Raw genomic sequence first — 13,981 nt, 5'->3', positions numbered from 1 at the left:
GAGTGGACATCATCGGACTGTTCGGGATATGGGAGTCCATCAACTTCGTGAACGGCGGCGTCAGCTCAGAGTCCACGTCGCGGGATCACACGCCAGGCGTAGATCTGGCAAAGCTCCTTCGACAACACCTGTGAAGACGTCTGTCGGACCAACCGCGTGCGAAACCCACTCCTCTGCAAGTAGCTCCTGTACCTCTGCGTCCTTCGCCGCTTCCGAGTACAGCAGTACGACGCCACCGACCGCTCCGCCAAGCAGAATAGTCAGAATCGATGTTTCGTCTTCCTCGGGACCGAAGTACATCAAACGCGATTCATAGTCGACATCGTGCTTCTGCGACATCGCGTCCAACTTCGCTGCGAGCTCTCCATGGGTGATCTGGCCAGGGTGCGAACCGGCAACCACGACCGCGATGTCGTCCGCGCTCAGCGGACGAAGCCGGTCCGTGTAGTTCACGGAACGACTCGAGTACGACGCCACCAACTCGATAACATCTGGCTGGTCCAAGTCGAGGCTCGTGTCCAGCGGTACGTCAGATTCGGCCTCACCCGAAATCAACGCCAAGGCCACACTCGGAGCCGTTTCTGTCCCACGTGCTGCTCCTGTAGCTCCTACCAGAGCTGCCGCGCCGGCTTTGGACAGCGCCCAGGCCGCCACCACCAGTTCGATGCCACGCAATCCTGTGATCCCCACCGTGTCGCCCGGACCGATCCCAAGATTGATCAGGTGGCGAGCGAGGCGAGATGATCGTGCATCGACCTCGTGGTAAGTCATTTCCTCCTCATCGCACACGACTGCGACAGCATCAGGATCAGCCTCTACGGAATTTGCCAATCGCTGTGGCACGAGTCGGCCCGTCGGAGCGCCAACGGCCGGGGGCGGCGTTGTGTCCACGGAGCCGAGGACTTCTGCTCGTTCGGAGTCGGTGAGCAGTTCGATGTCACCAATCGGACGTGAAGGATCCGAGGAGACCCGATCTAGAACGCGGACGAAGCGCTCGACATGTGCGTCGGCGGTTGCTTGGTCGAAAAGGTCCGCAGCGAAAACCAAATGGCCGAGCAACCCTCCCGTTACCGGATCTGAACTGAGATTGAGTTGGAGGTCGAACTTCGCAGTCGCCTCCACACCCTCGACAGCCGTGATCTTCAAATCCGGCAGACTGAACGAGGCTCCTGCCATCGGTTCGACCGACAGTGCAACCTGGAAGAGCTCGCTCGCTGACGCCGACAAGGCGCCGGTTACTTCCTCGAACGGGATGTCTCCGTTCGCAAATGCCTCGAGATCGACGTTTCGGACGAGCGAGACCAAGTCGCCGAATCCCGCTCCGAGATCCGGAGCGGTCCTGAGTGCAAGCGTGTTGACGAACATTCCGACTATGTCGTCCAGTTGCTGCTCACCTCGCCCGGCCACTACCGTTCCGATCGCGAAATCTCGGCTTCCACTCAACCGTGCGATGAGTACTGCAAGCGCAGCGTGCACAACCATGAACAATGTGGCGTTGTGTTCGCGCGCAATCTCGTTGAGCCGCGCCGCCGTCTCCGCGTTGACGGAGAACTCCGAGACACCGGCACGTGCAGACATCTGCGCGGGTCGCTGACGGTCGGAAGGCAATCCGGGCGTCGACGACACACCGTCCAACGTCCGGCGCCAGAAGTCGAGTTGCCGTGCAGCCTGTGAGCCGACCTCGCCGGCGCTACCGAGTACTTCGCGCTGCCAGATCGCGAAGTCCGCGTACTGAACAGTCAACGGCGTCCACGACGGCGCGGTGCCGCGCACGCGAGCCTCGTAGGCGACCATCATGTCTCGGGCAAGAGGTCCCATCGATTCACCGTCAGCGGCGATGTGATGAGCGACCAAGACGAATATGAAGTCTGCCGGGCCCAACTCGAGCAACCCAGTGCGTACAGGTACCTCCTGAGCTACGTCGAATCCGGTCGTCACCAACTCCACGACGCGATTGAACGCCGCGGCCTCGTCGTCCACCTGAATCGTTTCGAGAGGCGAAAGGAGTTCGTCGATCGCGACGATTTTCTGAACCGGCCCTTCGATGTCACTCGGGTAGCTGGTCCGGAGCGACTCATGTCGAACCAAAACGTCGTGAAGAGCCTGGCGCAAAGCCGCGACATCCAAGTTCCCTGTCAATCGCAGAGCCAACGGAATGTTGTATGCCGCAGAACCGGGATCCATCTGGTTTACCAACCACATTCGCTGCTGGGCCAAGGACAGAGGAAGACGTTCTGGACGTTCCCGCGCCTCCAACTCCATCCTCGCACCGGAACCTGCGGTCTTTTGCGCTACTACAGCCAAACCTTCCACTGTCGAGTTCTCGAACAGCACGCGCACCGGGACCTGCGCATCGAGTGCCTGCCCCAATCTTGCTGCCAACCTGGTAGCGATCAACGAATTACCACCCAGCGCAAAGAAATCGTCATCCAGACCGACCCGCTCCGCGCCCAACACATCTCCGAACACCGACGCAACAATTTCCTGCACCGCTGTGACCGGCGCCCGAAACTCTGCTGCCTCGAATACCGGTGACGGGAGAGCCTTTCGATCCAATTTGCCCGACGCATTGAGTGGAAGCTCGTCGAGGACAAGAACCTTCGAGGGCACCATGTACGTCGGAAGCACGGCCCGCACAGACTCCAGAACTTCCGACGCATCTACTGCAGTTCCCACGACATACCCGACCAGGCTGTCGCCGAACGTCGCATCGCTGTGCAGGACGACCACCGCATCTGAAACCGCCTCGTGCGAGATCAGAGCAGATTCGATCTCGCCGAGTTCGATACGCTGCCCCCGCAGTTTGACCTGGAAATCCGATCGGCCGATGTACTCGAGCTCGCCCCGACCGTTCCACCTGACGAGGTCGCCGGTTCGATACAACCTGCTGCCGCCATCTGAGGCGCCCCTTTCCCCGCCCGCAAAGGGGTTGGCGACGAAACGCTCCGCCGTCAACGCCGCTCGGTTTCCGTATCCGCGACCGACACCGACACCACCGACATACAACTCGCCGATCACGCCCGGCGGCACCATACCCAACGACCGATCCAGAACGAACAGATCCATGTTCGGCACCGGTGCACCGATCGGAACGCTGACGGTGTCATGCGCAGTCACCGCGTGGAACGAGACCACGTCCGACGCTTCCGTCGGGCCGTAACTGTTCACCACGCGTACTCCGCCTGACAACAAACTGCCAAGACGATTAAGCCGGATCGACTCGCCTCCAAGGAACACAACATCGAGAACGCTCAAAGCAGACTCCTCGTCGGAATCCACCACGGCTTCGAACGCGCTCGGCGACATGTTCGCCACTGCAACGTCACCGTGCCCGACGCGAGCAACGATCGCATCCGGATCGAAACCGTCCGAGGCAAGCACTACGCTCCGACCGCTGCTCAACGCTGCCCAGACGTTCTTCTGCGTCAAGTCGAAACTCGGTGACGACGCGATCAATAGACCACCAGTTTCGGGCAACTCGCTGCGGTACCAGGCCACCGTGTTCTCGATGCCGGCCATCGGCACCAACGTCGGCTTCGGACGACCCGTCGAACCGGATGTCGAAATGACATACCCCAAGCGGTCCCCCGCACCGAGTTCACGCCATCGATCCGTCGGCCTCTCCACCATCGGCGAATCGCGCATGATGCTGTCGAGGACGATCACGTCCACCGCCAGATCGAGAGTCGTCGTACTCACCGCGCATCGGGCACCGGTGTCGGCGATTATCGCTTCGATCCGATCCTGTGGGTACGACGGATCGATCGGCCCGTACGCAGCACCCGCCTTCCACGCCGCCAACATACCTACGACCCACTCGACCGACCTCGGCACGATCAACGCGACGACGTCGTCCGGACCGACGCCGGCCGCCGTCAATCGCTCGGCCACCACGTTTGCGTAGGCGTCGAGCTGCCCATAGGTCAGCGCCTCGCCATCGCACTCGACGGCAAGAGAATCAGGCGTCCGCCCAACCTGTTCTTCGAACATCGCAGTCAAGGACGCGCCTGCCAACGCTGTGCGCCCACCAGCGGACCAGCTGAGAAGGTTGCTGCGCTCAGCAGCGGTAAGTACGTCGATATCACCCAACCGAACTGACGGATCAACAGTGATCTCAGCAAGGATGCGCCCGAACCTGCCGGCAAAGCCTGCCACCGTCGACTCGTCGAACAGATCCGTCGCGTACGTGAACTGCGCCGCCATCCCCGCCGGGGCACCCGCCTCGTCGAACTGCTCGACCATGGTCAGCTGCAGATCGAACTTGGCCGCCACCGTGTTGGCGTCGATTCCCGCAACTGTCAGATCGCCAAGTCGAAGCACCGACTGCTCCATGTTCTGGAACGACAGCATCACCTGGAACAACGGATTACGCGCCTGCGACCGCGCCGGATTGAGCACCTCCACCAACCGCTCGAACGGCAGATCTACGTGCGCAAACGCACCCAGATCGCCCTCACGAACCCGACCCAACAACCCCGAGAACGACTCCGAAGAATCCACCTCGGTCCGCAACACCAACGTATTGACGAACATCCCGATCAAATCATCGAGAACCTGCTCACCACGACCCGCCACCGGAGTACCGATCGCAATATCGGACGTCCCCGACAACCGCGACAACAACACCGCCAACGCCGCATGCACCACCATGAACAAGGACGAATTCGACTCACGGGCAATTTTTTTCAAAGAATGATGCTCTGGCGCGTCGATAACGAAAGCGTGTTTGGCGCCACGATTGGACGCCACCGCCGGCCGCGGACGATCAGCCGGCAAATCCAACTGATCCGGCAACCCCGCCAACGCCGACTCCCAGAACCCGATCTGACGCGAAATCAACGACGACGGATCATCTTCCGAACCGAGAGTCTCCCGCTGCCACAACGCGTAATCCGCATACTGCACCGCCAACGGCGTCCACCCCGGCACCTCACCCCGAGAACGAGCCTCGTACGCCACCATCACATCACGCGTCAACGGCCCCATCGACACACCATCACCACTGATGTGATGAACCACCATCGCCAACACGAACTCCGACTCCGACACCGCGAACAACCGCGCCCGAACCGGAACCTCCACCGCCACATCGAAACCAGCCGACAAGAACTCCGTCACCGCACCAACGACATCGGACTCCGACACCGCCACCGGCGACAAATCCAACCGCACCCGATCCGCAGACAACACCTCCTGGAACCCGACACCGTCGACCTCCGGATACACCGTCCGCAAAATCTCATGCCGCACAACAACATCCGACACCGCAGCGTCCAACGCCGCCACATCCAACAACCCCGACAACCGAATCGCCACCGGAATATTGTTCGCCGACGACAACGTATCGAAACGGTTCAAGAACCACATCCGCTGCTGCGCCAACGACAACGGCACCCGCTCCGGACGCACCCGAGCCGTCAACGCCGCCCGCGCACCCGAACCAATCTCCGACTCCATCCGCGCAGCCAACAACTCCACCGACGACGCCTCGAACAACACCCGCACCGGAACCTGTGCATCGAGCGCCTGCCCCAACCGAGCGGCCATTCGAGTAGCAATCAAAGAGTTTCCGCCGAGTGCGAAGAAGTCGTCATCCAGACCCACTCGCTCGACCCCGAGTACCGCCGAGAAAACAGAAGCGACAATTTGTTCTACCGGCGTGACCGGGGCCCGGAACACCGCAACCTCGAACACCGGCTCCGGCAACAACTTCCGATCCAACTTCCCAGACGAGTTCAGAGGCAACTCGTCCAAGACCATGATCGCGTTCGGAATCATGTAGACAGGTAGCGATTCAGGAAGCGCATTCCTCAAGACTTCTACGTCGATCACAGAATCCGGGACCGCGATCACATATGCGACCAGCTGATCGCCCGTATCGGTGGATGCCACAGTGACCACACACTGAGCTACCGTCGAATGCGCCAGCAGAGCTGACTCGATCTCACCCAGTTCGATCCTCTGACCACGGAATTTGACCTGAAAATCGGTACGCCCGACATACTCGAGTTCGCCTGCGGTGTTCCACCACACCAGGTCCCCGGTGCGATACATCCGACTGCCACCGGGATTGATTTCACCGTTCGTGTCGCTCGCCTCCACAAATGGGTTCGCGACAAAACGATCACTGGTGAGATCGGGTCGCGCGACGTAACCGCGCGCCAGTTGATCACCGGCCAGATACAGCTCACCCGCAACGCCTACCGGCACCGGCTGCAACCGACTGTCCAACACGTAGACCTGCGAGTTCCACTCGGGCACCCCGATCGGAATCCCTGTTGATTCCGATCCATCGACCTCGTAGTAGGTGATCGAGACCGCAGCCTCGGTTGGGCCGTACACATTGTGCAGGCCTGCAGACGACACCTGAGCGAATGCACGCACCGTCTCGACCGGCAATGCCTCACCGATCACGAATACGTCCCTCAGTGACACCAATGCGTGTTCCGGAACCGAAGTCGCGAAGACGGTCAACATCGATGGAACGAAGTCCGTCAGCGTCACCCGATGATCTTCGATCAGACGAGCCAGATACGCGGGATCTCGATGGCCGTCGTGAGATGCCAGCACCACTCTCGTACCGGACAAAAGCGCAGTGAAGTATCCCCACAACGAGACGTCGAATGTCGTAGCAGTCTTCTGCAAATAGACGTCTTCTGGGCCGATGGCGTACTGATCCTGCATCCACAGGACCTGGTTCACGATGGCGTGATGCGACACCGCAACGCCTTTGGGCTTGCCCGTGGAACCCGAGGTGAAGATCACGTAGGCGGCATTCACATCATGCAGACGACCGCGACGATCAGCATCGGAAATGACTGAAGCCGAGTAGCTCGAAAGATCGACATTGTCGATCAACAGCACGTCGGCGCCGTTCGGCGCTACGAAAGCGTCCCTCGTCGTCGACAGCACACAGACTGGATCGGCCGTCGTGAGGATTTGCCCGATTCGCTCGGCGGGGTGATCGGGATCCAAGGGCACGTAGGCTCCGCCCGCGGCGATCACCGCGTACATACCTACTACCAGATCGAGCGATCGACGCATCGCCAAGGCCACCAACGATTCGGGCCCGACACCATCTTCGATCAGCTTGCGTGCCAATTTGTTCACACGTTCCGACAACTCGCCATAGGTCAGCGACTGGCCGTCGAACACCACGGCAACAGCATCGGGTGCCAACGCAACGCGAGTGTCGAACAGCGAAGCCAATGTCTCACTGTTCCCGACGTCATGTGCGGTGGAGTTGCGCGCAGTCAACAGCGACTCGCGCTCGGCCTCGTCCAACAGCTCGATGTCACCCACGGTGATCGACGGATCCACGACCACCTGTTCGAGGATCCTGGTGAACCGATCGGCGAATCCACGAATCGTCGACTCGTCGAACAGATCTGTGGCGTATGCGAACTCGGCGAACATGCCGTCTTCGAGCGCATCTTCGACGCGGGGAGCGAGAGTAAGTTGAAGATCGAATTTCGCGATACCGGCATCGAACTCGACGCCTGAGACCTCCAATCCCGAAAGCTCCAAAGCATCCTGCGACATGTTCTGGAAGAACAACGCGACCTGGAACAGCGGGTGATGTGCCTGCGATCGGGTGGGATCGAGCACCTCGACCAGCCGCTCGAACGGAACATCGCCGTTGCCGAGCGCCTGAAGGTCTGTCCTCCGCGTTGCCGAGACGAGCGCACTGAACGAACTGGCGAGGTCAACAGGAGTCCGCAGGACCAGTGTATTCACGAACATACCGATCACATCGTCGAGCGCCTTTTCGCCTCGCCCTGCAACCGGAGTACCGATCACGATGTCACTGGTACCGGACAACCTTGCGAGAAGCACGGCGAGGGCCGAATGCACCACCATGAACAGCGATGCGTTCCGCTCGCGTGCGAGTGAGTCCAAGCTCGACCGAATCTCTTCGCTGACGGAGAAGCGATACGTAGCGCCACGATTCGAGGCGACGACCGGGCGGGATCGGTCAGCCGGTAACGCAAGCACTTCCGGAGAATCACGGAGGACGGAGCGCCAGTGGTCCAGCTGAGCCGAGATCAACGAATCCGGGTCGTCCTCGTCGCCGAGGACCTCCCGCTGCCAGAGTGCATAATCGGCGTACTGCACCTCGAGCGGAGTCCAATTCGGAACGCCGTTCGAAACCCGAGCGGTGTAGGCAACCATGACATCCCGAGTCAACGGGCGCATCGAGAAGCCGTCCGCTGCGATGTGGTGCACAACGAAGGCCAGAACGTACGAATCCTCTGCAAGTTCGAACAACCCGACTCGAACCGGAACGGTTGACGTCACGTCGAAACCCTGGAGCGCGAAACTCAGAAGTTCGTTGTGAATATGCGAGGCGTCGATGACCTTCGGTGTCAGTTCAACCGGCACCTCGGACGACGGGAGGACTACCTGGTGTCCTTGTCCACCTTGCTCCGGATAGACGGTCCGGAGCGACTCGTGGCGTTCGATTACATCAGAAATCGCATGCCTCAGCGCCGAAACATTCAGGACGCCTTTGATATTCAATGCGATTGGAATGTTGTTGACGGCAGAATCAGGATCGAAGCGGCTGAGGAACCACATTCGCTGCTGAGCTAGTGAGAGTGGGATCAACGCCGGCCGTGGGCGGGCCACGAGCGCGGTCCTCCCTCCTGCCCCTGCGATCAACTCAACCTGCGCTGCCAAACCTTCGACAGTCGAAGCATCGAACAACACCCTCACCGGAACCTGAGTGTCGAGCGCTTGACCTACGCGAGCCACCAACTGCGTTGCGACCAAAGAGTTTCCGCCGAGCTCGAAGAAGTCGTCATCCAGACCGACCTGTTCCAACCGGAGAACATCTCCGAAGACGCCGGCCACAGCGATTTCGGCGACACTCGACGGTGCCCGAAACTCGCGCGCCACGAACACCGGATCCGGAAGAAGCTTCCGATCCAACTTCCCCGACACACCCAACGGCAACTCTTCCAGCACCATCACCACCGCCGGCACCATGTAACCCGGCAGACGACCCGCAACAACTCTCTTCAACTCGTCAACGTCCACCACACCACCAGCGGCCGTAACGTACGCAACCAACACATCCTCACGCACAACCACAACTACCGACGACACCGACTCGTGCTCACGAATCACCGACTCGATCTCACCGAGCTCGATCCGCAAACCGTGCAACTTCACCTGAAAGTCACTACGCCCGATGTACTCCAACTCGCCCGACGCAGTCCACCGCACCACATCACCGGAGCGATACATCCGCCCACCATCACCCGAGAACGGATTCGCCACAAATCGATCCGACGACAAATCCGGCCGACCCACATACCCACGAGCCAGCTGAACACCCGCCAGATACAGCTCACCCGCAACACCTACCGGCACCGGACTCAATCGAGAGTCCAGAACAAACACCTGCGTATTCCATACCGGAGCACCGATCGGCACCCCCAGAACATCCGCCGGCACCACCTCGTGGAACGTCACATCCACCGCCGCCTCGGTCGGACCATACAAATTGTGCACCCCGACACCCGGCAACACAGCCCACACATCGGCAACAACACTCGCCGGCAACGCCTCACCTGACGCGAACACCCGAGTCAGCGAAACACACGCAGCCACAGACGAATCCGTCACGAAAACCTCGAGCATCGACGGCACGAAATGCACCGTCGTCACACCCTCCCCCACAATGACCGACGTCAAATACCGCGGGTCACGATGCCCATCCGGCACAGCCACCACCAACCGAGCACCAACCTGCAACGGCCAGAAAAGCTCCCACACCGACACATCGAACGTGAACGGCGTCTTCTGCAACACCACATCCGACGAATCCAACCCGTACTCGTCCTGCATCCACGCCAACCGATTCACAATCGCCGCATGCGAAACCGACACACCCTTCGGACGCCCCGTCGACCCCGACGTGAAAATCACATACGCCGCATTGCCCGACCGCAAAGGCGAGACCCGATCGATATCCGAAACAGAGTTATCCGAAAAACCAGACACATCAACAACATCAACCTCGACCACCGGTACCACACCGGCATCGAATCCAACGTCAGAGGTACTGATCACGCATACCGGCGACGCCGACTCCAACACGTACGCATTGCGCTCCGCAGGCTGATCCGGATCCACCGGAACATACCCACCGCCAGCCTTGAGCACGCCGTAAACCGCAACCAACAAATCAACCGACCGACGTACCGCCACACCCACCAACGACTCCGGTCCCACACCCACCGAAACCAGGTACCGGGCAAGACGATTCACCCGCGAATCGAACTCCGCATATGACAGCGAAACACCCTCGAACGACACAGCTACCGAATCCGGCGACGCCGCAACCTGAGCATCGAACACGTCCACCAACGACACATCCGCAACCTCATGCGCAGTGCCATTCCACGACTCGAGCACCAAAGATCGCTCACCCGAATCGAACATATCCACATCACCAACCCGAACCGAGGGATCGGCAACCACTGCTTCGAGAACTGAAATCAACCGCTTTCCGATTGATTTGGCAGACGACTCGTCGAACAGGTCGGTCGCATAGACCAGTGCGACGGTCAAACCACCGACCTTGTCCGCGGTATCAGATTCCCACACAGTGAATTGGAGGTCGAACTTCGCGGCCGACGACTCTACGTCCAGTCCGGAAATGCGCAGTCCCGGAACCTCCAGACTTTGCTGCATGCTCTGTCCCAAGTTCTGCAGCGAGAGCATCACCTGGAACAACGGGTTCCGTGCCTGAGACCGGGCGGGGTTGAGTACCTCCACCAGTCGTTCGAATGGCACATCGGCGTGCCCGAAGCCGCTGAGGTCGGATTCGCGCGCCCGCGAAATCATGTCCCGTGCCGAAGCTTCGAGATCAACCTCCGTGCGGAGGACGAGTGTGTTGACGAACATTCCGATCAGGTCGTCGAGAGCTTGATCGCCTCGACCGGCGACCGGAGTGCCGATCACGATGTCCGAAGTCCCCGACAACCGCGCCAGCAGAATCGCCACGGCACTGTGCAACACCATGAACAGAGATGCGTTGTTGTCGAGCGCAATTCGATTGAGAGCCTGGTGGAGATCCGGCTCGATCGTGAATGTGTGCCCGGCTCCCCGGTTCGACGCGACGCGCGGGCGCGGGCGGTCCGACGGAAGATCGAGCTGATCGGGGATACCGGCCAACGCGTGGCGCCAGTAGTCGACCTGGCGAGTGATCAGAGAATCCGGGTCGTCTTCACTGCCGAGAACCTCGCGCTGCCACAGTGCAAAGTCGGCGAACTGTACGGGCAGCGGAGCAAGATCGTGCGAAATTCCCTGTGTCCGAGACACATAAGACGAAACGATGTCCTTGGTCAACGGTCCCATGGAGAACCCGTCACCGCTGATGTGATGGACGACGAACACGAGGACGAATTCGTCGGCGGCGAATTGGAAGAGTGCCGCCCGAATCGGAACCTCGGTGGTCACGTCGAATCCCGGAGTCACGAAGTCGGTCACGCGCTCGACGATCGCCGACTCGTCCACCCGTATGGGAGTCAGGTTCGGTACCACGGCTGCAATGTCGACCAGGCGCTGATATCCGACGCCGTCGACCTCCGGGTACACAGTCCGAAGGATCTCGTGCCGCTCGATCAAATCCTCGAGTGCGCCTTGCAACGCATCGACATCGAGCGCTCCGCTGAGCCGCAGCGCGACCGGAATATGGTCGACTGCCGATTCTGGTTCGAATCGATTGAGGAACCACATGCGCTGCTGTGCCAAAGACAGCGGAACCAACTCGGGGCGCTCGCGAGGGATCAGGGGAACGTGAGCCTTGCGGTCTTCTGAGATTTTCGCTTCGTCGATGAAGACGGCAAGTTCTGCGGCGGTGGGTGCGTCGAAGAAGTTGCGCATGTCGATGGCGATGCCGTGTTCGGCATTGATCCGCGCAACCACGCGAGTGGCGAGCAATGAGTTGCCGCCCAGTTCGAAGAAGCCGTCATCTGCCCCTACCCGATCCTGCCCGAGTAGATCGGCAAAGATCGCGACCACACCGGCTTCGGTGGGTGTCGCGGGCTCGCGATACTCAACCGTCTTCGACGCGAATTCGGGTGTGGGCAAAGCCTTTCGATCCAGTTTGCCGCTGGCGTTGAGCGGAAACTCGTCCAGTTCGACGAACATGGCAGGGATCATGTAGTCGGGTAGCCGTTCGCCAAGCGACGACGTCAGATTCTCAGAATCGATACCCTCGGCGACGATGTAGGCCACCAAGTTGTCACCGATCGTTTCGTCCGAATGGACGATCACCACGGCTTGGGAAACACCTTCGCAATCGAGCAGTGCCGCCTCGATCTCACCGAGCTCGATGCGCAGACCGCGGAGCTTGACCTGAAAGTCGGTGCGACCGATGTATTCGAGCTGACGGTTCGCTCCGGCACCGCGCCAGCGCACCAGGTCTCCGGTTCGGTACATCCGGGATCCGTCAGTAGCGCCGGGCCGCGCCACGAAGCGGTCTGCCGTGAGATCGGGACGCGACACGTATCCCCTGGCCAGCTGAATCCCGGCAAGATAGAGCTCTCCTGCTACACCCGACGGCGAGGGCCGCAGCGCATCGTCGAGCACCAGGAGCTCGGTGTCCGCAACTGCTGCACCGATCGGCACCGACACCTGATCCTGCTCGCCGGTTTCGTAATAAGTCACGTCGACGGCGGCTTCGGTCGGGCCGTACAGGTTGTGGAGTCCAGCGCTGCTGACCTCGCGCAGACGTGCCGCCGTTCGAGCCGGCAACGCCTCACCGGAAGCGAACACGTAGCGAAGGGTTTTGACCTGCGCAACAAGGGGTTCGGCGACGAACACGGCGAGCATCGACGGCACGAAGTGCACCGCCGTCACTCCGCGCTCGATCATCGTGCGAGCCACGTACACCGGATCACGATGTCCGTCGGGTTCCGCGATCACCAGCGATGCACCGACCTGCAGCGGCCAGAAGAACTCCCACACGGACACATCGAAAGTGAAGGGTGTCTTCTGCAAGATCACGTCGTCGGCAGTGAATCCGTACTCGGTCTGACGCCATTGCAGGTTCGCGACGATGGCACGGTGAGAGACTGCAACGCCTTTGGGGCGTCCGGTCGATCCGGACGTGAAGATGACATACGCAGTGTTGTCCGCGCGCAGCGGCGCCAACCGGTCGGCGTCGGTGACAGTTGTCTCGGCACGACCCGACAAGTCGAGGGTGTCGACGTCGAGCGTGGGCGTACCGTGCGGCAGCACCACGGCATCGGACGTACGTGTGAGCACAGCCGTGGGCTTCGCGATCTCGAGTACGTAAGCGAGACGGTCGGCAGGATGATCCGGGTCGAGTGGAACGTACGCGCCGCCGGCCTTGACGATCGCGTACATCGAGACGAGGAGATCGATCGATCGACGCATCGCGAGACCGACGAGGCTGTCCGGTCCGACACCTGCCGCGACGAGTTCACGGGCCAGGCGGTTCGCCCGCGCGTCGAACTGCGCGTAAGTGAGCTGCGTTCCGGCGTAATCCAGCGCGAGCGCATCCGGCGTCCGCTCGACCTGCTCGTCGAAGAGTCCTGCGAGGGTCACGTGTGCATCGGACTCCGACGCGACCTCCACGATCGAAGTGCCGTCGGTGATGAGACGGTCGACCACCGCGCCGAGACCGTCGGCCTCGCTGCCGATCAGCTCTGGCAGCACCGTGGAAACGACAACAGGAACCAGGGCATCCGCCCCCAATGCCCCACCCATCGCGGTGTCGAGAGTGACCAACTCGTCATTGAGTCGTCCGTAGCTGATTTCGGTTCCACCGTGGCTCAGAGCCACACGATCAGGATCTACCGCCGCAACTGCAGCCACCAACTTCGGCAGATCTTCGATCGTCAGCGACTGCGGTCCCGGAATACCGACGGACATCTACACTTCCTCCAACTGACTTTCGTGAAGTGCGCCCCGGTCGAGCACAGCGTTCTGCTCGGCCGGAGGC

The 13,981-nt window shown here is 60.7% G+C and carries 1 protein-coding gene; it reads right to left on the bottom strand.

All coding sequences use genetic code 11. The features are described from left to right. Positions 1–60 precede the first annotated feature (60 nt). Positions 61–13,911, bottom strand: coding sequence for an amino acid adenylation domain-containing protein (locus ACBG85_RS09180; RefSeq protein ID WP_372027126.1), 13,851 nt, complete (start codon positions 13,909–13,911; stop codon positions 61–63). Positions 13,912–13,981: the final 70 nt, after the last annotated feature.

Source organism: Rhodococcus sp. NyZ502, assembly GCF_041464245.1.
Classification (GTDB): Bacteria; Actinomycetota; Actinomycetes; order Mycobacteriales; family Mycobacteriaceae; genus Rhodococcus_F; species Rhodococcus_F qingshengii.
This window is presented reverse-complemented; position numbering and strand designations above follow the sequence as displayed.